The organism is Streptomyces sp. NBC_01454, from assembly GCF_036227565.1.
In the GTDB taxonomy this organism is placed as follows: Bacteria; Actinomycetota; Actinomycetes; order Streptomycetales; family Streptomycetaceae; genus Streptomyces.
Genome location: NZ_CP109460.1, coordinates 2,644,766 through 2,665,008, shown reverse-complemented (window position 1 = coordinate 2,665,008; position 20,243 = coordinate 2,644,766). Strand labels below are relative to the sequence as shown.

The window sequence follows — 20,243 nt, the reverse complement described above, 5'->3', positions numbered from 1 at the left end:
CGTGGCGGGGGAGACGAGCGGCCGGACCACCGTGGTGCCCTTCCGGCAGTTCGTCCTGAAGGTCCACAGCCGCTGCAACCTCGCCTGCACCTACTGCTACATCTACGCCGGCCCCGACCGCAGCTGGCGTACCCGCCCGCCGGCCGTCCCGGCGGCGACCGTCCGGCAGACCGCCCGCCGCATCGCCGAACACGCCCGCACCCACCGGCTGCGCGCGGTCCGGATCGATCTGCACGGCGGGGAGCCGCTGCTCACCGGCCCCGGCCCGCTCCTGGAACAGGCCGCCGCGATCCGCGCCGCGCTGCCCGCCGGCTGCGCCGCCGACTTCGGCGTCCAGACCAACGGCACCCTGCTGACCCCGGAGATCCTCGACACCCTCGGCGCCGCCGGGTTCCGGCTCGGCCTCAGCCTCGACGGCGGCACCCCCGCCCTCAACCACCGCCGGGTCGACCACGCGGGCCGGCCCTCCTGGCCCGCGGTCTCCCGCGCCGCGCGCCTGCTCCACGACCGTCCCGGGGTGTACGCCGGCATCCTGTGCACCATCGACATCACCGCCGACCCCGCCGAGGTCTACGGCTCGCTGCGCGCCCTGGACCCCCCGATGCTCGACTTCCTCCTCCCGCACGCCAACTGGTCCAGCCCTCCCCCCGCCGCCACCGGAAGCGGCGCGGGCCCCACCGGCCGCACCCCGTACGGCGACTGGCTGTGCGCCGTCTTCGACCTGTGGTGGGACGGCGGCCCCGCACCCCGGGTGCGGGTCTTCACCGAGATCCTCGGCCTGCTCCTGGGCCGCCCCGGCTCCAGCGAGGCGGTCGGCCTCTCCCCGGTCGTCGCCGTGATCGTGGACACCGACGGCGCCATCGAACAGGTGGACTCGCTCAAATCCGCCTACGAGGGCGCCGCGGCCACCGGCCTCGACGTCTTCCACCACACCTTCGACCAGGCCCTGGCACACCCCGGCATGGCCGCCCGCCGCACCGGCCGGGACGGCCTGGGCGCACAGTGCCGCACCTGCGCCCTGGTGGAGGTCTGCGGCGGCGGCAACTACGCGCACCGCTACCGCGCGGACGGCAGCGGATTCACCAACCCCTCCGTCTACTGCCCCGACCTGGAACGCCTCATCCGGCACATCGCAGCTCGTCTGAAGACCGCGATCACGCCCAACTGGCGGCACCCCCATATGACCTGACGCACTGTCGCCACCAGGAGGGACACTTGGGCTATCGTGCCAAAAAGCCAGGGCGTGCCCGGGGAAACAGCCTGCGCACGCGCGCACCATCGCATCCCAGGGAGACGGTCGCATGGTCGGTCAGGCCACTTCTTCTGGTTCTTCTGGTTCTTCGGGTTCTTCGGGTTCGGGCTCTCATTCTTCGGGCTCCTCCGGTCCTGACGGCTCCAGCGCGCACATCACCATCAGCTACGCCGGCTTCACCCGGCCCTGGGCCGCGTGGATCTCCCACCAGCTGGAACAGCAGGGCCACGGCACCACCCTGCTGCGCTGGGACCCGCGCGCCGACACCGCGCTGGTGGCCGAGCTGTCCGGGCTGCTGGAGGCCGAGGGCCGGCTGCTGATCGTGCTGGACGACTGGTACTTCCGGCTGGGCCCCAAGACGCCGGAGGAGTGGACGGCCGCGCTGCGCGAAGTGGTGGCCCCGCACGCCGACCGGTTCGCCGCGGTGAGCGTGGCCACCCAGAGCCTGCCCGCCACGGCCTCCCTGCTGCGCCCCGCCGACCTGCGCGACCTGGACGCGCGCGAGGCCAACCGCCGGGTGCTGCAACGGCTGGGCATCGGGGCGCCGCACCGCCCCGTGGACGAGGACGAGCCCGGAGCCCCCCGCTTCCCGAACAACCCTCCCGAGGTGTGGAACATCCCACGCCGCAACAACCGCTTCACCGGCCGCGACGGCGTGCTCGAGGAGCTGCACGGCAAGCTGGCCGGCTCCCAGACGGGCTCGGGCCCGCCGCTGGAGACCCGGCTCGCGCTGTACGGCACCTCCGGCGTCGGCAAGAGCCAGATCGCCGCCGAGTACGCCCACCGCTTCGGCAACGACTACGACGTGGTGTGGTGGATCAGCGCCACCAACCGCGGCGCCGCCCGCGAACAGCTCGCCGAACTCGCCACCCGCCTCGGCCTGCCCGTCGGCCGGGAGCTGGGCGACCGCATCCGCGCCGTCCACGAGGCGCTCCGCGTCGGCCGCCCCTACCGCCGCTGGCTGCTGATCTTCGACAGCGCCGACGACATGGAGCAGATCGAGGATCTGGTCCCCGACGGCCGGGGACACGTCCTGATCACCACCCTCACCCGCGACTGGTCGGGCTCCGGCAGCGCCCAGGAGACCGAGGTGCTGCCCTTCGACCGCGCCGAGAGCGTCGCCTACGCGCGGCGGCGCGCACCACGGCTGACCCCGATGGAAGCCGATCTGCTCTCCGACGCCGTCCAGGACCTGCCACTGCTGCTCGCCCAGACCGCCGCCTGGCTCGACGCCAACCCGATGTCGCCCAAGGAGTACATCGAGCTGATCCGCCGCGGCGAGCCCAGCCTCGTCGGCATCCGGATCTCCTCCGACTACCCCATGGCCTTCCAGACCAGCTGGGCCATAACGCTCAACACGCTGCGCGAGCGCAGCCCCGCGGCGGTCGAACTCCTCAAGCTCTTCGCGTTCTTCGCCCCGGACACCATCCCCGTCCCGATGCTCGCCCAGGCCCGCCGCGGCGACCTGCCCGAACACCTCGCCGATCTGGCCGCCGAGCCGATCAGCTGGAACACCGCGCTGCGCCGGCTGACCGAGTCCACCGCCGTACGCCTGGACTACCAGGTCTCCGAGGACGCCGACCCGGCCGTCGAGACCGCGCTGATGCACCGGCTCTACCACCGGTTCCTGCGCAGCGACATGTCCGAGGACGAGCGCGACCAGATGTCCGCGACGGCCTGCCGGGTGCTGGTCACCGCCGACCCGCAGAACCCCTCCGACACCCGCTGCTGGGAGCGCTACGCCGAGCTGATCCCGCATCTGGAGCCGGCCGGCGTCCTCGACAGCCCCGAACCGGCCGTCCAGCAGCTGCTGCTCAACTGCGTCGAATATCTGCGGGTCCGCGGCGAATACCGCATGGGCCTGCGACTGTGCGAACAGTTCATGTCCCGCTGGCGCACCCGGCTGGCCGCCACCCAGCGCACCATGCTCGTCCTCACCCACCAGCACGCCAACATGCTGCGCAGGCTCGGCCGCTACCGCGAGGCCGAGGCCGTCGGCAGCGCCGTCGTCGACCAGCTCGCCACCGAACGCGGCCCCTCCGACGCCGATCTGCTGCGGGCCCAGGACGGCCTGGCCGGCACGCTGATGGCGCTGGGCTCCTACGCGCAGGCCTATGACCTCTTCGACGCCGTCTGGCGGGCCTACACCGAACTCCTCGGCCCGGAGGCCCCCCGCACCCTGTCCTCGCGGCACAACCTCGGCAATGTCCTGGCCCTGCTCGGCCGGTACGAAGCGGCGCTGGTCACGCATCGCGAGGTGCTCGCCTTCCGGGAGCGGGAACTGCGCGCCCGGCACCATCTGACGCTCAACGCGGGCACCGCGCACGCCCGCACCCTGCGGCTGCTCGGCCGCTACCGCGACGCCGCCTCCAGCCAGGAGCTCAACGCCCGGCTGCATCTGCAGGTGATGGGCCCGCACACGCCGCAGACGCTGCGCGCCGAACACAACCTCGCGCTGTGCCTGCGCCGCTCCGGTGAGGTCACCCGCGCCGCCACCCTGCTGGCCGACCTCGTCGAACGCTCCCGCCGGGTGCAGGGTCCCCGCCATCCCGAGACGCTGATGGTGCGCGCGGACCACGCCACCTTCCTGCGCGAGCACGGCGATCTGGGGCACGCCCGCGACCTGGCCGAGGAGGTCGCCGAGCGCTATCGCGCGCTGGCCGGCGAGCGCCACCCCTACACCGTCGGCACGCTGGGCAACGTCGGGCTGGTCCGCGGCGAGTTCGGGGACCAGGCCGAGGCGCTGGACCTCGCGGAAGCCGCCCTCGGCGGGATGACCGAGGCGATGGGCCCCGACCACCCCTGGACGCTGGGCTGTGCGCTGAACGCCGGCGCGGCCCGCAGCCGGGTGGACGACGAGGAGGGCGCGGTGGAGCTGGGCCGGGTCACCCTGCGGCGCGCCAAGGCGACGCTGGGGGACGCCCATCCGCTGACGCTGTCCGCGATGACGGCGCTGGCCGAGGACCTGCGGGCGCTGCGCCGCGGCCAGGAGGCGGCCAAGCTGGAACAGGAGGCCATCGGGCAGCTCTCCGAGACGCTGGGCGCCGAGCACCCGCACACCCTCTCCGCCCGGCGCCGCCGCCGCCCGTACTGGGACTTCGAACCGCAGCCCGTCTGACGGACGCCGCAACGGGGCCCCGCCCCCGGGCATGCGGAAGGGCCCGCCCCCACCGGGGACGGGCCCTTCCGCTGTTCCACCGGTCACCCCGGCGGCCTGCCGACTCAGGCGTCGAAGGCCTCCGCGACCAGCTGTGCCTGCTCCGCCTGGTGGCGCTTGGCGGAACCGACGGCCGGCGACGAGGAGTGCGGCCGGGAGATCCGGCGCAGCCGCTCGCCGTGCGGCACATCGGCGCCGACGGCCAGGTCGAGGTGGTCGATCAGGTTGAGGCCGAGGAACGGCCACGCACCCTGGTTCGCCGGCTCTTCCTGGGTCCACAGGTACTTCTCGGCGTTCGGGAACTTGGCGATCTCCGCCTGGAGCTCCTTGCCGGGAAGCGGGTAGAGCCGCTCGATACGGACAATCGCCGTGTCGGTCGCGCCGCGCTTGTCCCGCTCGGCCTCCAGGTCGTAGTAGACCTTGCCGGAGCAGAAGATGACCTTGCGGACGTCCTCGGCCTTGACCGTGGAGTCACCGATGACGGGGCGGAAGCCGCCCGTGGTGAACTCTTCCGCCTTCGACGCCGCGGCCTTCAGACGCAGCATCGACTTCGGGGTGAAGACGACCAGCGGCTTGTGGTGCGGGTTGTGGACCTGCCAGCGCAGCAGGTGGAAGTAGTTCGACGGCAGCGTCGGCGCGGCGACCGTCATGTTGTTCTGCGCGCACAGCTGCAGGAAGCGCTCGATCCGGGCCGAGGAGTGGTCCGGGCCCTGGCCCTCGTAGCCGTGCGGGAGCAGCAGGGTCACACCGGAGGTCTGGCCCCACTTCTGCTCCGCCGAGGAGATGAACTCGTCGACGACCGTCTGGGCGCCGTTGACGAAGTCACCGAACTGCGCCTCCCACATGACCAGCGCCTCCGGGCGGGCCAGGGAGTAGCCGTACTCGAAGCCCATCGCCGCGTACTCGCTCAGCAGCGAGTCGTAGACGTTGAAGCGGGCCTGGTCCTCGGAGAGGTAGAGCAGCGGCGTGTAGTCGTCGCCGGTCGCGCGGTCGATCAGCACCGCGTGGCGCTGGCCGAAGGTGCCGCGGCGGGAGTCCTGGCCGGCGAGCCGGACCGGGGTGCCCTCCATCAGCAGCGAACCGATGGCGAGGGTCTCGCCCATGCCCCAGTCGATGGTGTCGTCCTCGACCTGGGCCGCGCGGCGCTGCAGCTGGGGCAGCAGACGCGGGTGGACGGTGACCCGCTCGGGGATGTTGACCTGCGACTCGGCGATCCGCTTGACGACCTCCTGGGAGATCGCGGTGTCGACGTAGACCGGGAACTCGGCCTTCGGCTGCGGCACCTCGGGGGCGGCCGGCGTCGTCGTGGCGTCACGGACCTCGGTGAAGACCTTCTCCAGCTGGCCCTGGAAGTCCTGCAGCGCCTGCTCGGCCTCTTCGAGGGTGATGTCGCCGCGACCGATGAGGGACTCGGTGTAGAGCTTGCGCACCGAGCGCTTCTTGTCGATCAGGTCGTACATCAGCGGCTGGGTGAAGGCCGGGTTGTCCGACTCGTTGTGACCGCGGCGGCGGTAGCAGATGAGGTCGATGACCACGTCCTTGTTGAACGCCTGGCGGAACTCGAAGGCCAGACGGGCCACGCGGACGACGGCCTCGGGGTCGTCACCGTTGACGTGGAAGATCGGCGCCTCGATCATGCGGGCCACGTCGGTGGCGTACATGGACGAACGCGACGACTCCGGGGCGGCGGTGAAGCCGACCTGGTTGTTGATGACCACGTGCACCGTGCCACCGGTGCGGTAGCCGCGCAGCTGGGACATGTTCAGCGTCTCGGCGACCACACCCTGGCCGGCGAACGCCGCGTCACCGTGCAGCTGGATCGGCAGGACGGTGAAGTCCGTGCCGCCCTTGTTGATGAGGTCCTGCTTGGCGCGCGCGATGCCCTCGACGATCGGGTCGACGGCCTCCAGGTGGGAGGGGTTCGCGGCCAGCGAGACCTTGATCTGCTCGCCGTCCAGACCGGTGAAGACGCCCTCCTGGCCCAGGTGGTACTTCACGTCGCCGGAGCCGTGCATCGACTTCGGGTCGAGGTTGCCCTCGAACTCCCGGAAGATCTGCGCGTAGGACTTGCCGACGATGTTGGCGAGGACGTTGAGGCGGCCGCGGTGGGCCATGCCGATGACGACCTCGTCCAGGCGCGACTCGGCCGCGGAGTCGATGACCGCGTCCAGCAGCGGGATGACGGACTCGCCGCCCTCCAGCGAGAAGCGCTTCTGGCCGACGTACTTCGTCTGCAGGAACGTCTCGAACGCCTCGGCGGAGTTCAGCCGGCGCAGGATGCGCAGCTGCTCCTCGCGCTCGGGCGACTTGTGCGAACGCTCGACCCGGTCCTGGATCCACTGGCGCTGCTTGGGGTCCTGGATGTGCATGAACTCGATGCCGGTGGTGCGGCAGTACGAGTCCCGCAGGACGCCCAGGATGTCGCGCAGCTTCATCATGGACTTGCCGGAGAAGCCGCCGACCGCGAACTCGCGCTCCAGGTCCCACAGGGTGAGACCGTGCTCGGTGATGTCGAGGTCGGGGTGCTTGCGCTGGTGGTACTCCAGCGGGTCGGTGTCGGCCATGACGTGGCCGCGGACCCGGTAGGAGTGGATCAGCTCGAAGACCCGCGCGGCCTTGGTGACGTCGTCGTCGTGCGAGGCGTCGATGTCCTTGAGCCAGCGGACCGGCTCGTAGGGGATCCGCAGCGACTTGAAGATGTCGTCGAAGAAGTCCTTCTCGCCCAGCAGCAGCTGGTTCATGATCCGCAGGAACTCGCCGGAGGCGGCGCCCTGGATCACGCGGTGGTCATAGGTGCTGGTCAGCGTCATGACCTTGGCGACACCGAGCTTGTTCAGGGCGTCCTGCGAGGTGCCCTGGAACTCCGCCGGGTAGTCCATCGAGCCGACGCCCATGATCATGGACTGGCCGGGCATCAGCCGCGGCACGGAGTGGACCGTGCCGATGCCGCCCGGGTTCGTCAGCGATGCGGTGACGCCGGTGAAGTCGTCCATCGTCAGCTTGTTGTCGCGGGCCCGGCGGACGATGTCCTCGTAGGCCTGCCAGAACTCGAAGAAGGTCAGCGTCTCGGCCTTCTTGATGGCGGCGACGACGAGCTGGCGATCACCGTTCGGCTTCACCAGGTCGATGGCCAGACCGAGGTTGACGTGCTCGGGCTTGACCAGCGTCGGCTTGCCGTCCTTCAGCGCGAAGGAGTAGTTCATCGACGGCATGGCCTTGAGGGCCTGCACCATCGCGTACCCGATGAGGTGGGTGAAGGAGACCTTCCCGCCCCGGGCGCGCTTGAGGTGGTTGTTGATCACGATGCGGTTGTCGAAGAGCAGCTTCACCGGGATCGCACGGACGGACGTGGCCGTCGGCAGCTCCAGGGAGGCGTTCATGTTCTTCGCAACGGCGGCCGACGGGCCGCGCAGCGTGACGAACTCGGGACCGCCCGTGACCTCGGCGGACGGCGCGGCCGCCGGCTTCGCGGCCGGCTTGGCCGGCGCGCTCGCGGCCGGGGTGCTCTTGGCCGGCGCCGGCCGGGCGGGCGCCGGAGCGCTCGCGGCGGGCTCCGCCGGGGTGGCCGGCTCGGCGGTGGAGGGCTTCGGCGCGGCGGCGGGGGGCGCTGCCGGGGACGACGGAGCCGGGGCGGCCGGAGCGGAGGCAGAGCCCTCCGCCGGCTGGCTCGGCGCGGTGGCACCGCCCGGCTTGTAGTCGGCGAAGAAGTCCCACCAGGCTCGGTCTACCGAGTTCGGGTCCTGGAGGTACTGCTGGTAGATCTCGTCGACGAGCCACTCATTGGGACCGAACGCGGCGGCAGGGTTCTTTCCCTGCCCCTCGCGGTCGGTCGAGATGCTCGAGCTGTTGGGGGACTGTAGCGACACGGCGGCAACCGCCCTCTTCCGCTTCCTAAGGTGGTGGACAGCGGGAATAAAGGCTACGCCTGTTGTGACCCTGGATGCAGGCTGGGAGGGGCACTCGTCGCGTACGTCACATTCCCGGACGGGTTTCGGAGCAGGACTTGGCGGGAAACACACGGAGTTTGCCTGTGTGCGGGTAGGCAGCATCGCCGCAGCACCCCTGAAGGAGCGCTTCCACTACCGACCCTACGTCAGCGGTCGTCAGCCTCGAGCTGACTCCAGCCCCGGAAGAGTGACCCGGATCCGGCAACCACGTGGTGATTCGGCCACGCGGATGCGTCCGCCGTGCAGATCCACCGCCCAGCGCGCGATGGCCAGGCCCAGGCCCGTACCGCCGTCGGAGCCGGGGCCCGAGGGGGCCGGGCCGCCGCGATTGAAGCGCTCGAAGACCCGGTAGCGCTCCGACTCGGGGATGCCGGGCCCTTCGTCCTGCACGTCCAGCTCCAGGCTCTGAGGCCCCTCCCCGCGCCGCGCGTGCACCGTGACCCGGCCGTGCCGGGGGCTGTGCTTGATCGCGTTGTCGATGAGATTGGCCACGACCTGGTGCAGCCGCTCGGCGTCCGCGTGCGCGGTCAGCTCCGGGGGTGAGACGTCGAGGTGCAGATGGACGTCCGTACGGGTGTGGGTGCCCGAGCCCGCATGCCCGGAGAGCGTGGAGGCGCCGCGGCTCATGTTGGCCTCCTTGAGCACCCCGGACAGATACGGCCAGACCTCGAAGCGCCGGGCGTGCAGCGGCACCACGCCGTTGTCCAGCCGGGAGAGGTCGAGGAGGTGCTCGACCAGGCGGCCCAGCCGCTCGGTCTGCTGCAGCGCCGTGCGCATCGTCTCGGGGTCGGGCTCGCTGACCCCGTCGACGACGTTCTCCAGGACGGCGCGCAGCGCGGCGATGGGGGTGCGCAGCTCGTGCGAGACATTGGCCACCAGTTCCTTGCGGTGGGTGTCCACCGCCTCCAGGTCGGCCGCCATGCGGTTGAAGGCGTCGGCCAGGTCGCCGAACTCGTCACGGCGCTCGGAGCGGACCCGGCGGCTGTAGTTGCCGTGCGCCATCGAGCGGGTGACATCCGTCATCTCGTCGAGCGGCGCGGTCAGGCTGTTGGCCACGAACTGGGTGATCAGCAGCGAGGCGATGACCGAGAAGATCGTGATCACCCGCAGCTCGGTCGCGGAGTGCATCGCGACGAACACCAGCAGTGTGGTGATGATCACCGAGACGCTGACCAGCGCCCCGAGCGCGGCCTTGACGGAGCGGTACGGGTCCAGCGGGCGCAGCCCCTCCCAGACCCGCTGCCACAGCCGGCTCAGGGGCGTTCGCCACCACCGCGTCATGCGGCCGGGGTCTCCAGGGCGTAGCCGACGCCGTGGACCGTACGGATCCGCTCGGCTCCGATCTTGCGGCGCAGCGCCTTGATGTGGCTGTCGACCGTGCGGGTCCCGGAGGCGTCCGCCCAGTCCCACACCTCGGCCAGCAGCTGCTCACGGGAGAGCACCGCGCGCGGGGTGTTCGCCAGGCAGACCAGCAGATCGAACTCGGTGGGCGTCAGATGGACGTCCGCGCCGCGCACCCGGACCCGGCGCTGGGCGTGGTCGACCTCCAGCTCGCCCAGCCGCAGGATGCCGCTGCGCGGGGTGTGCGCGGCCAGCGCGGCGCGCTCGACCCGGCGCAGCAGGACATGCACCCGGGCGGCCAGCTCGCGCATCGAGAACGGCTTGGTCATGTAGTCGTCGGCGCCGACACCGAGGCCGACCAGCATGTCGGTCTCGTCGTCCCGGGCCGTGAGCATCATCACCGGCACCGGGCGCTGGGCCTGGACCCGGCGGCACACCTCCAGGCCGTCGAAGCCCGGCAGCATCACGTCGAGGACCAGCAGATCGGGCTGCCAGGCCTCGGCGGTGTCCACCGCGGCCGGGCCGTCGGTGGCCGTCTGGACCTGGAAGCCCTCGGCGCGCAGCCGGGCCGCGATGGCCTCGACGATCGTCGGGTCGTCCTCCACGACCAGCACCCGGCGCTGGGCACCCGGCGTGGCAGCGGTGGCGCCGCCCTGCGTTGTCTGAGTCTGGTCCATCGCCCGCCCCTGCATTGCCCCTGCGTGGTCGCGTCTTGCTGGGCAGCAGCGTACGGGCATGGTGTGACTGTCGGCTACGCGCCCTTCCTCGCAAGATGGACCACGTCGGGGACGCCTCGGACAACGGGGATCTCTTCCGTATGTACCCCGTTGAATCCGGCATTTCGCAGGGCTTCCTCGAATGCCGGGGAGGGCCGCGCGGACCAGACGGCGAGCACTCCGCCGGGTGTCAGGCAGTCGCGGCAGGCGGCGAGTCCGGCGGGGGAGTAGAGGCTGCCGTTGTCCTCGGTGACGGTCCAGTCGGGGCCGTTGTCGATGTCCAAACACAGGGCGTCGTAGGTCTCTTGATCCGCCCCCGTACGCAGATGGGCGACGAGGTCGGTGTGCAGGATCTCGGCGCGCGGGTCGGCCAGCGCGTCCGCCGAGACGGCCGACAGCGGGCCCGTGCGGTGCCAGTCGATGACCGCCTCCTCGCGCTCGACCACGACGATCCGGCCCCAGCGCGGCTGCCGGGCCGCGCGCGCCAGGGAGAAGCCGACGCCGAGGCCGCCGATCAGCACGGAGGGCCGGAGGCGTCCGGCCGGCAGCGCGGCCAGCGCGGCGTCGACCAGCAGCCGTTCGGAGCGGCCGTCGGAGGTGTCCATCAGGAAGCAGCCGTTGGCGATGATTTCGTAGATCACGGGCTCAACGGGCGCCGCGGACCCGCCCGTTCTCGGATCGGCGGGGGCCGCGCCGCGCCGCCGCAGCACCACCTCTCCGTGGGGGCCTAAGCGGCGGTCGAGCGTGAACGGGGCCGCGGGGTGCCCGTCCGGGGTCTGCGCGGGAGTAACGGGAGACATGACGACATGGTGGCCAATATCAGCCGGGCCGGTCCATCGTTTCGGGGGTGTCCGCCATGATCGGCGCGAACGTGGCGCCCGCGGTGACGGTTGCCTCACGTGAGGGATGTCACTCGCACAGCTTCCTCATGGGTTGAGCATGCACGCTGGTCCGGAACGTTGAGCAGGGCAGAGGGATCACGGCCGGGCAACACGGGCGTGCCTCACCGCAAGCGCCATGGACGGAAGGGGCCTCGGACCGTGAGCTGGCTGGGAACCGCCGACAGAATGCGGGCCGGGCGCGCGCCGGCCGATGACCCGGGGCGCACTCCGCAGGCGGGCACCGGCCCGGACGGGGGGCCGGGCCTGCTGCCGGGGATCCCCCGGCAGCGCGGCGGTCAGGCGGCCGCGGCCCGGGAGGCCGCGACACAGCGGGCCACGGCCCGTCCGGGCGGGACGCCCGGCATGCGGTGGCGACCCTGGCGGCTGCTGCCCACCCCCGCCGGCACCCCCTTCACCTTCGGGTACGCCGTGCTGCTCGTGGCCACCTCGCTGTTCGCCGAGTACGGCGACCCGGGGCTGGTCTCCGATCTGCTGCAGGGCTCCAGCACGGACGTCGCGCATCTCGCGCGCTCCCCGCTGATGGTGCTGGTCGCCAGCGCCCTGTGGATCGCCGGCGGGATGACCTCCGCTTACGCCCTCGGCTTCCTCTTCGTCCTGACGGCGCTGGAGCGGCGGCTGGGCGCACTGCGCACCGCCGCCGTCTTCTTCGGCGGCCATGCGGTGGCCACCCTCGCCACCGAACTGCCCGTCGCCTTCTCCGTCGCCGCCGGCCGGCTGCCCGAGAGCTCCCTGCACCGCCTCGACTACGGCATCAGCTTCGGCGTGATGACCTGCATAGGAGCCCTGGCGGGCCTGCTGCCGGCCTGGCTGCGCTGGCCGCTGCTGGCCGGCGTCGGCTACCTGGCGGTGACCGATCTGCTCGCCTACGCCGACCCGCTGACCGACTGGGGCCATCTGCTCTCGCTCACCCTGGGCGTCGCCGCCTGGCCGCTGCTGCGCCACTGGCGCACCCACCACGCCCGGCCCGCCCCGCTCCTCGGCGACCTGGGCCGGCCCGCACTGCAGGGCGCGGGCCCGTCCTGAGGCTCACCGGGCCGGCGGTCTCACGGCCTCACGGCCGCGCCGACCGGTACGTATGGGTGATGGCGTAGGCGCAGCCGCCCAGCAGCGCCACACCCGACAGCACACCGCTGACGAACGGTACCCACACCACGGCGGAGGTCGCCGCCATGCCCAGCCCGGCCACACCGAGCGCGGTCAGCGCGGCGCCGGGGACGGCGATGCTGCGCCGCTTCCAGACCGCCGTCAGCGCGAGGAAATGCAGGCCGACGATCAGCGCGATCCAGGCCACGGTGGTCTCCTGGGGCGCGCCGCCCTCCCGCAGCGCGAGATTCCCGCCGATCAGCAGCGCCGCCTCGGCCCCCACGACGAACGCGAACTTCCCCCGGAACCAGTCGGCCCGGGGCAGCTCGGGGCCCTCCGTCGCGGTCCGCCCGAGGCGCCCGGCCCGCACGGCGAGCGCCAGCAGTCCGGCGAAGGTGAGCACCGCGAGCACCCGCAGGGCGATGCCGAGCACCGGATTCAGCGGGGCGTGCGCATTGGCGACCACGAAGACCGTGCCGAAGAATGCGCCGATGAAAACTCCGGACATCCGCTGCACCATGCGGCGAAGGTAGCAGTCATGACGGGGCGTGAGGCAGGACGCGACGCGGCGCCACGCGCCCTGACGCCCGAGTGGCCCGCGCCGCTATCCGAGCCACATGAGCACACCGTCCCCCTGCTCCGCCGCCGCGCACAGGAACGGCCGCAACAGCTCGTAATACTCGCGCACATAGTCCAGCGGCTCGCCCCGCTCCCAGACGATCGTCGGGTACACCTCCGCCTTGGCGAGGTCGGCCGGGCCGACACCGGCCGTCAGCCCGTCACCGGATATCTCCGCCAGCGCCGCGGCGGCCTTTTGCACCTGCTCGGGGGTGAGATAGCGGGGCGGGCCGTAGCCCCAGTCGTCGGCGCCCGGGACGGGTTCCTCGCCATGGACGATGTCCACCGGGAAGCCCGCGCGGCGCAGCAGGAATCCCAGGGCGTCCCAGGCCTTGTCGATGTCCAGGCAGCGCGCCGACGCCGGCTGCGGGCACGCGTCGGCCTCCGCCTCCCGCCGGGCGCTGACCAGCGTCAGCGCCCACTCGGGATCGCCGAGGGCGCGGTCGAGTTCGGCAGGTGTGACACGTGCGTACTCTCCGATCATGCTCATGGGACGAGGCTAGGGCCGACCACTGACAACGCCCGCCGCCCGGCACGCTGTTGCCCGGCGGCGGCACACCCGACCGCCTGGCCGCGGCGCCCCCGTGGCGCTTGGGAGAATGGGCGTCCCTTCCGTGCGCGGCCCCGGGCCGTGCCCGCCGGCCGCAGGAGTGCACGCGCCTTGTCCTCTCCCCACGAGTCCCCGGTTCCCGACACCGCCGATCCCGGTCTGCGGTCCGACTGCGCCAGCTGCTTCGGGCTGTGCTGTGTCGCGCTGCCGTTCGCGGCCTCGGCGGACTTCGCCCTCGACAAGGACGCCGGCCGGCCCTGCCCGAACCTCCGAACGGACTTCCGCTGCGGCATCCACTCCCAGCTGCGGGACCGTGGCTTCAGCGGCTGCACCGTCTTCGACTGCTTCGGTGCCGGGCAGAAGGTCTCCCAGGTCACCTTCGGCGGACGGGACTGGCGGAGCGCCCCGGGGACCGCCCGGCAGATGTTCGACGTCTTCCCCGTCATGCGGCAGTTGCACGAGCTGCTGTGGTACCTGTCCGAGGCGCTGACCCTGCCGGCGGCCCAGCCGGTCCACGCCGAACTCCGGGCCGCGCGGGAGAAGACCGGGGGCCTGACCCGCGGCAGCGCCCGGGAGCTGATGGCGCTGGACGTGCCGGCCCACCGGGGCGAGGTCAACGCCCTGCTGCTGCGCACCAGCGAACTGGTCCGGGCCGCGGTCCCGGGGCGCAAGAAGCAGCGGCGGGGCGCCGATCTGATGGGCGCCCGCCTCAAGGGGGCCGACCTGCGGGGCGCCTGCCTCCGCGGGGCCTGCCTGATCGCCGCCGACCTCACGGGCGCCGATCTGCGCACGGCGGACCTGATCGGCGCCGATCTGCGGGACGCCCGGCTCGCCGGCGCCGACCTCACGGGTGCCCTGTTCCTCACCCAGGCGCAGATCGACGCGGCCCGGGGCGACGCCGCCACCACGCTGCCGCCGTCCCTGACCCGCCCCGCCCACTGGTAGCCGCGGGCCGGCGCCCCGGCGGGCCACCGCCCGGCGCCGGGTGCCCCTGATCGCTCACAGCGAACGCGCATGGGGGAACATCTCCGGGCTCCCCGGCATTGAGTGGGAAAAGCTCAACTTGCTTGCCGAAGGGGAGATCATGGCTTCGACTTCCACCTCGCTCACTCTGCCCGTGCTGCCCCTCGATGACGAGGTCGTGCTCCCCGGCATGGTGGTGCCCCTGGACCTGTCCGACGCGGAGGTCCGCGCCGCGGTGGAGGCCGCCCAGGCCGCCGCCTCCTCGGGCAACAAACCGCGGGTGCTGCTTGTGCCCCGCGTCGACGGGACCTACGCGGGCATCGGCACCCTCGGGCGGATCGAGCAGGTCGGCCGGCTGTCCGACGGCGACCCCGGGGCACTGATCCGGGGCCTGGGCCGGGTGCGGATCGGCTCCGGCACGACCGGCCCCGGCGCCGCGCTCTGGGTGGAGGGCACGACCGTCGAGGAGACGGTCCCCGACCCTTCCCCGAGCTCTCCACCCCGTTCGAGCAGGGGAGGCTCCTATCCGGGTGCGGTGAGCGAACTCGTCACGGAATACAAGGCGCTGGCCACCAGCTGGCTGCGCAAGCGCGGCGCCTGGCAGGTCGTCGACCGCGTCCAGCAGATCGAGGACGTGTCGACGCTGGCCGACAACTCCGGCTACTCGCCGTTCCTGACCACCGAACAGAAGGTCCGGCTGCTGGAGACCACCGATCCGGTGGCGCGGCTGAAGCTCGCCACCGAGCTGCTGCGGGAGCATCTCGCCGAGCAGGATGTCGCCGAGTCCATCGCCAAGGACGTCCAGGAGGGCGTCGACAAGCAGCAGCGGGAGTTCCTGCTGCGGCGGCAGCTGGAAGCGGTCCGCAAGGAACTCGCCGGGCTCAACGGCGATCCGGCGGACGAGGGCGACGACTACCGCGCCCGCGTCGAGGCCGCCGACCTGCCCGAGGACGTCCGCAAGGCCGCCCTGAAGGAGGTCGACAAGCTGGAGCGGTCCAGCGACCAGAGCCCCGAGGGCTCCTGGATCCGCACCTGGCTCGACACCGTCCTCGAACTCCCCTGGAACGCACGCACCGAGGACGCCTACGACATCGCCGGCGCCAAGGAGGTCCTGGACGCCGACCACGCGGGCCTGGAGGACGTCAAGGAGCGGATCACCGAATATCTGGCCGTCCGCAAGCGCCGGGCCGAGCGCGGCTTCGGGCTGGTCGGAGGGCCATCGAAGGGGGCACCGCGCAGCGATTCGGGCAAGGGCGGTGGTGGGCGACGGGCGGGCGGCGCCGTGCTGGCGCTCGTCGGGCCGCCCGGTGTCGGCAAGACCTCGCTCGGTGAGTCCGTCGCGCGCGCCATGGGCCGCACGTTCGTCCGGGTCGCGCTCGGCGGCGTCCGCGACGAGGCGGAGATCCGCGGCCACCGCCGCACCTATGTCGGCGCGCTGCCCGGCCGGATCGTCCGGGCCATCAAGGAAGCCGGGTCGATGAACCCGGTGGTGCTGCTCGACGAGATCGACAAGGTGGGCTCCGACTTCCGGGGCGACCCGGCCGCCGCCCTCCTGGAGGTCCTGGACCCGGCGCAGAACCACACCTTCCGCGACCACTACCTGGAGGTGGAACTCGACCTCAGCGATGTGGTCTTCCTGGCCACCGCCAATGTCCTCGACGCCATCCCCGAGGCGCTGCTCGACCGGATGGAGCTGGTCCGCCTGGACGGCTACACCGAGGACGAGAAGGTCGTCATCGCCCGCGACCACCTGCTGCCGCGCCAGCTGGAGCGGGCCGGTCTGGAGCCCGGCGAGGTGACGCTGGAGGACGGCGCGCTGCGCAAGCTGGCCGGCGAGTACACCCGCGAGGCGGGCGTACGGAATCTGGAGCGGGCGGTCGCCAGGCTGCTGCGCAAGATCGCCGCCCGGCACGAACTCGGCGAGCAGGAGCTGCCGTTCACGGTGGACGCGGAGCAGCTGCGCCCACTGATCGGGCGACCGCACCACACCCCCGAGTCGGCGCAGGACCCGTCCGAGCGGCGCACCGCGGTGCCCGGCGTGGTCACCGGTCTCGCGGTCACCGGCGCCGGCGGTGACGTGCTCTATGTGGAGGCCTCGCTCGCCGACCCGGAGACCGGTGCGTCCGGGCTCCAGCTGACCGGCCAGCTCGGTGACGTCATGAAGGAGTCCGCGCACATCGCGCTGTCGTTCCTGCGCTCCCACGGGGCGGAACTGGAGCTGCCGGTCGCCGATCTGAAGGAGCGCGGCGTGCATCTGCACGTACCGGCGGGCGCCGTGCCCAAGGACGGCCCGAGCGCGGGCGTGACGATGACGACGGCCCTGGCCTCGCTGCTGTCGGGCCGGCAGGTCCGGCCGGACGTGGCGATGACCGGTGAGGTCTCGCTGACCGGGCGGGTGCTGCCGGTCGGCGGCATCAAGCAGAAGCTGCTGGCGGCGCACCGTGCGGGGATCACCACCGTCGTCATCCCCCAGCGCAACGCACCGGACCTGGACGACGTCCCCGCCGAGATCCTCGATGCCCTGGAGGTCCACCCTGTCGCGGACGTCCGCCAGGTGCTCCAGCTGGCGCTGACCCCGGCGTCGAACGGCGCCGCGCCACAGGTCCCGGTCGCGGCCTGACCGTCGCGGCCCGGCACCGGAGCCGGCCCGTGCTTCCGTGAGGGGAGCACGGGCCGGCCCGCGGGGGGGGCCTCAGCCGTTGGCGAGGGCCTTGAGGCGGTCCAGCGAGCCGTTGAAGCGGTTGTGGTCACCGACCGTCGGGCCGGAGGAGGTGTACTGCCAGAGGGTGTGGAAGCCCCAGCCGGCCGGGAGTTCGCCGACCGAGGAGCCGTAGCGCGGGATCCACAGCGGGTGGACGGCGCCGAAGGCCGTGGAGTTGCCGGTGCACTGCTTCCACCAGCCGGTGGAGGTGTAGAGGACGGCGTCGCGTCCGGTGCGCGCCTTGTAGGTCGCGAACCAGTCCTTCATCCAGTTGACCAGCCCGGCCGGGGTCAGCCCGTAACACGTGGACCCGTAGGGGTTGTACTCCATGTCAAGCGCGCCGGGCAGTGTCCTGCCGTCCTTGGACCAGCCGCCGCCGTGGCCGGCGAAGTAGGTGGCCTGCGCGGCGCCGCTGGAGGTGTCGGGGGTGGCGAAGTGGTACGCGCCGCGGATCATCCCGGCGTTGTAGGACCCGTTGTACTGCTGGGCGAAGGACGGATTGGTGTAGCTGGTGGACTCCGTCGCCTTCACATAGGCGAAGCGGACGCCGCTGTTCCAGAGCGTGGACCAGGAGACGCTCCCGTTGTGGCTGCTGACGTCCACCCCTTCGACGGCCGCGGTGGGCGAGGCCGCGGGCGGGGTGCCGGCCGAGGTGCCCTCGTGCCGGGCGATCTGGGAGCCGGCCCAGTCCTGGCCTGGGTGGCGGGGTTCGGGCGCGCGCCGGACGCCCGCGGCGTCCGCGGTACCGGCGAGGCTCAGGAGGAGCGCGAGGAGGGACAGCAGGGAGAGCAGGGAGCGCAGGGAGAACAGGGAGAGCAAGGAGAGGGGGACCCCGGGCACGGTCGCCGGGGAGCGGGCGGGTCGGTGGGGGGAGCCGGATCTGAGCACGGACATACGTGCCTCCGAAGATCTCGGTGGATGAGCTGAGGGGGGAAGAGCCGACGGCATGACCGGGCATGCGGACACAGGGGGGGTGCGGCGTGCGGGACGCGCGGCGGACCCGCCGGCATCCGGGGCCGAAGGGTACGGCCATACCGGAAATGACGGTACGCGCGTAGACCGGTGTGCCAAAAGAGGGTGCGCGGGCTGCCGTTGGTCTAATCCTGCGAAATACTGGCCGAGCTGCGGCTTCAGCCGCCGAAGGCGGAAACTTTCAGGTGAGGGAAAGCGGAAGAATGGGCGCTGACGTGCACAACACCGGAGCCGACGGGGCGATGGCGGAGGGCGAACCGGTCGGGGTGGACCACGTATTTCTCGCCCTGGAACGCGAATTGGCGGTATTTCTCCGCCGGGCCCGTGCCTCTTCCGGCGAACTGGCACGAGAGGTGCATCCCGATCTGGAACCCGCCGCCTACGGTCTCCTTTTCCGGCTGGCCGATGCCGGCGCCCAGCGCGCCACCGACCTCGCCGGCTTCTTCGGCGTCGGCAAGGCCACCATGAGCCGCCAGCTGCACGCCCTGGAGAAGCTCGGGCTGGTCGCCCGCGAACCGGACCCGGCCGACGGCCGTGCGGTCCTGGTACGCCTCACCGACGAGGGCCACGCCCGCTTCACCCGCGTCCGCACCGGCCGCCGCGCCCGCTACGCCCGCCGCCTGGCCTCCTGGGACCGCGGCGAGGTCGCCGAACTCGCCCGCCTGCTGCACCGGCTGAACGCCGAGCAGGAGGGCGACGAGGTATAGCCGCGGGGCCGCCGCCCCGGCGCCGGTCCGCGGCCGTCGAGGCGGCGCGCCGTGGCGGTGGAAGAAATGCCCCGCCCGCCGGTGATTTGTCACGGCGCCACAAAAATCACCGCCGCGTCGTCACGCGCCTTGCCGCGCGGATACGCCGCGCCCGCGGGGTCCGCCGCCTCCGCCGCGCGGACCCGGTCGATCAGCGACTGGGGGCCTTGCCCGGCCACCAGGGCCACGCAGTCGGCCCAGGAGCCCTCCCGGAAGACCTCCACCCAGCGGCTCGCGCCGTCGCTGAGGGCGGTCAGGGAACGGACGGCGGAGCGCGGGGTGGTGCCGGTGACCGCACGGGCGGCCACCGAGGGGTCGGCGGCCGCGGTGAAGAAGCCGCCCTCGGCGTTGCGCAGCGCCTCGACCGCCCGGCCGTACTCCCGCCCCGCGGCGGCCCGTTCCGCCGAGCCGCGCGGCAGCGCCCGTACGGCCGCCCGCAGCTCCCGCACCGCGGGCGGCAGTTCGTCCAGCCGGGGGTCGAGCACCGGCAGCACCGAGCCGTCCGTCCGCTCCAGGAGGAGCACCGAATCGGACAGGACGAGATGCTCGACGGTGTGTTCGGACCACCGCGCGGCGACCACGGTTGCCTGCGGAGTGCGGGCGTGAGAAAGGTCACAGGAGGTGCGGTGCATATCGGCCGTCCGGGAGATGGCCGCGGCAAGTGCCTTCGGGAGCGTCATATCCGGGTGTGAAACCGACAGTTCGAGCATTGCGCCGCCCAGTCGCGCGGTGAACCACGGCACCGTGTGCACACAGTCGTGGTCCTCCTCCGGTGGTGTCACGCCGTCCAGCAGGACCAGGACCCCGCCCTGGCCGGAGGCAGGAACGGCTACCGACGCGTAGTCCTCATTTGGGTGTTGGGGGTCGCCCGGCTCGGTGGCGAGTGCGAGGTGCATGGCCGCCAGTCTGCCGGAGGGCGTCACGGGGCCCCGGCGGGCTGACGCGGACGGCCGCGCCGGTACGGGAACACCACAGATGTGCAGGGATCGTGTGGACCACGGCCCGGCGGCATGCGGGCGCGCATCCTGCCAGGACCCGGACGCATCTCCAAACCCGTCCGGGGGTTGCGCAGGGTTGCGGCCGAAAACCTTCGCGCGCGGAAGTTGATGGCCAAACTCCGATTGATGTTCACTCGTTCAGGTGGCCGGGCATGTGTTGCCGAGCCACTGCGCGGCGCCGGTGGAATGGTCGTTGCCCGGATCATGGGGCTGGGCCAGGACGCTCGTCGCGACGCGCAGAGCCGGGCTGCTTCCCCTCGCGGACGTGTGCGTTGCTGCGGTTTTCGCGCAGATCCG

Annotated in this window: 14 protein-coding genes; 6 read left to right on the top strand and 8 right to left on the bottom strand. The window is 72.2% G+C overall.

Annotated features, from left to right (window positions below; genetic code table 11):
* Position 1: 1 nt before the first annotated feature.
* Positions 2-1,189 (top strand): FxsB family cyclophane-forming radical SAM/SPASM peptide maturase, encoded by a 1,188-nt coding sequence (locus OIU81_RS11460; protein WP_329146480.1) that lies wholly within the window; start codon positions 2-4, stop codon positions 1,187-1,189.
* A gap of 112 nt (positions 1,190-1,301) precedes the next feature.
* Positions 1,302-4,370, top strand: a complete 3,069-nt coding sequence (fxsT, locus tag OIU81_RS11455) for an FxSxx-COOH system tetratricopeptide repeat protein (RefSeq protein ID WP_329146478.1) — start codon at positions 1,302-1,304, stop codon at positions 4,368-4,370.
* A gap of 104 nt (positions 4,371-4,474) precedes the next feature.
* Here fxsT and OIU81_RS11450 read toward each other — a convergent pair whose 3' ends face one another.
* The 4 genes from OIU81_RS11450 to OIU81_RS11435 all read right to left on the bottom strand — a co-directional run bounded on the left by OIU81_RS11450 (position 4,475) and on the right by OIU81_RS11435 (position 11,213).
* Positions 4,475-8,275: a multifunctional oxoglutarate decarboxylase/oxoglutarate dehydrogenase thiamine pyrophosphate-binding subunit/dihydrolipoyllysine-residue succinyltransferase subunit gene (locus OIU81_RS11450; RefSeq protein WP_329146476.1), complete on the bottom strand. Its 3,801-nt coding sequence runs from the start codon at positions 8,273-8,275 to the stop codon at positions 4,475-4,477.
* A 237-nt stretch (positions 8,276-8,512) separates the two neighbouring features.
* A complete protein-coding gene (locus tag OIU81_RS11445; RefSeq protein WP_329146474.1) occupies positions 8,513-9,637 on the bottom strand; it encodes a sensor histidine kinase in 1,125 nt (374 codons plus the stop codon).
* Entirely contained in the window at positions 9,634-10,374 is a 741-nt protein-coding gene (locus OIU81_RS11440) for a response regulator transcription factor (RefSeq protein WP_189099012.1), read from the bottom strand. The genes OIU81_RS11445 and OIU81_RS11440 overlap by 4 nt, the downstream gene beginning before the upstream one ends.
* A gap of 74 nt (positions 10,375-10,448) precedes the next feature.
* Positions 10,449-11,213: a spermidine synthase gene (locus tag OIU81_RS11435; protein WP_329146471.1), complete on the bottom strand. Its 765-nt coding sequence runs from the start codon at positions 11,211-11,213 to the stop codon at positions 10,449-10,451.
* A 267-nt stretch (positions 11,214-11,480) separates the two neighbouring features.
* On the opposite strand from OIU81_RS11435, the gene OIU81_RS11430 reads away from it, so the two are divergent.
* Positions 11,481-12,338, top strand: coding sequence for a rhomboid-like protein (locus tag OIU81_RS11430; RefSeq protein WP_329155047.1), 858 nt, complete (start codon positions 11,481-11,483; stop codon positions 12,336-12,338).
* Between the two features lie 28 nt (positions 12,339-12,366).
* Here OIU81_RS11430 and OIU81_RS11425 read toward each other — a convergent pair whose 3' ends face one another.
* Together OIU81_RS11425 and OIU81_RS11420 are read right to left on the bottom strand one after the other, a co-directional pair.
* On the bottom strand, positions 12,367-12,918 hold the full coding sequence (locus OIU81_RS11425; RefSeq protein WP_329146469.1) for a hypothetical protein: 552 nt from the start codon (positions 12,916-12,918) through the stop codon (positions 12,367-12,369).
* Between the two features lie 84 nt (positions 12,919-13,002).
* Entirely contained in the window at positions 13,003-13,500 is a 498-nt protein-coding gene (locus OIU81_RS11420; RefSeq protein WP_329155045.1) for a YfbM family protein, read from the bottom strand.
* Between the two features lie 177 nt (positions 13,501-13,677).
* Here OIU81_RS11420 and OIU81_RS11415 point away from each other — a divergent pair, with 177 nt between their 5' ends.
* Both OIU81_RS11415 and lon read left to right on the top strand, forming a co-directional pair.
* Positions 13,678-14,511: a pentapeptide repeat-containing protein gene (locus OIU81_RS11415; RefSeq protein ID WP_329146467.1), complete on the top strand. Its 834-nt coding sequence runs from the start codon at positions 13,678-13,680 to the stop codon at positions 14,509-14,511.
* Positions 14,512-14,650: 139 nt separating this feature from the next.
* Entirely contained in the window at positions 14,651-17,149 is a 2,499-nt protein-coding gene (gene lon / locus OIU81_RS11410) for an endopeptidase La (RefSeq protein WP_329146465.1), read from the top strand.
* A gap of 72 nt (positions 17,150-17,221) precedes the next feature.
* Here the strand turns inward: lon and OIU81_RS11405 are convergent, their stop codons facing one another.
* A complete protein-coding gene (locus OIU81_RS11405; protein WP_329146463.1) occupies positions 17,222-18,124 on the bottom strand; it encodes a lysozyme in 903 nt (300 codons plus the stop codon).
* A gap of 281 nt (positions 18,125-18,405) precedes the next feature.
* Here OIU81_RS11405 and OIU81_RS11400 point away from each other — a divergent pair, with 281 nt between their 5' ends.
* A complete protein-coding gene (locus OIU81_RS11400; protein ID WP_329146461.1) occupies positions 18,406-18,909 on the top strand; it encodes a MarR family winged helix-turn-helix transcriptional regulator in 504 nt (167 codons plus the stop codon).
* Between the two features lie 89 nt (positions 18,910-18,998).
* On the opposite strand, the gene OIU81_RS11395 is transcribed toward OIU81_RS11400, so the two are convergent.
* Positions 18,999-19,844 (bottom strand): hypothetical protein, encoded by an 846-nt coding sequence (locus tag OIU81_RS11395; protein ID WP_329146459.1) that lies wholly within the window; start codon positions 19,842-19,844, stop codon positions 18,999-19,001.
* Between the last annotated feature and the right edge of the window lie 399 nt (positions 19,845-20,243).

Excerpts from the sequence above, each read along its gene's own strand:
- OIU81_RS11405 (WP_329146463.1), bottom strand. The coding sequence starts at position 18,124 with ATGTCCGTGCTCAGATCCGGCTCCCCCCACCGACCCGCCCGCTCCCCG.
- OIU81_RS11445 (WP_329146474.1), bottom strand. The coding sequence starts at position 9,637 with ATGACGCGGTGGTGGCGAACGCCCCTGAGCCGGCTGTGGCAGCGGGTC.
- OIU81_RS11435 (WP_329146471.1), bottom strand. The coding sequence starts at position 11,213 with ATGTCTCCCGTTACTCCCGCGCAGACCCCGGACGGGCACCCCGCGGCC.
- OIU81_RS11425 (WP_329146469.1), bottom strand. The coding sequence starts at position 12,918 with ATGGTGCAGCGGATGTCCGGAGTTTTCATCGGCGCATTCTTCGGCACG.
- OIU81_RS11430 (WP_329155047.1), top strand. The coding sequence starts at position 11,481 with ATGCGGGCCGGGCGCGCGCCGGCCGATGACCCGGGGCGCACTCCGCAG.
- lon (WP_329146465.1), top strand. The coding sequence starts at position 14,651 with ATGGCTTCGACTTCCACCTCGCTCACTCTGCCCGTGCTGCCCCTCGAT.
- OIU81_RS11395 (WP_329146459.1), bottom strand. The coding sequence starts at position 19,844 with ATGCACCTCGCACTCGCCACCGAGCCGGGCGACCCCCAACACCCAAAT.
- OIU81_RS11440 (WP_189099012.1), bottom strand. The coding sequence starts at position 10,374 with ATGGACCAGACTCAGACAACGCAGGGCGGCGCCACCGCTGCCACGCCG.
- OIU81_RS11400 (WP_329146461.1), top strand. The coding sequence starts at position 18,406 with ATGGGCGCTGACGTGCACAACACCGGAGCCGACGGGGCGATGGCGGAG.
- fxsT (WP_329146478.1), top strand. The coding sequence starts at position 1,302 with ATGGTCGGTCAGGCCACTTCTTCTGGTTCTTCTGGTTCTTCGGGTTCT.
- OIU81_RS11420 (WP_329155045.1), bottom strand. The coding sequence starts at position 13,500 with ATGATCGGAGAGTACGCACGTGTCACACCTGCCGAACTCGACCGCGCC.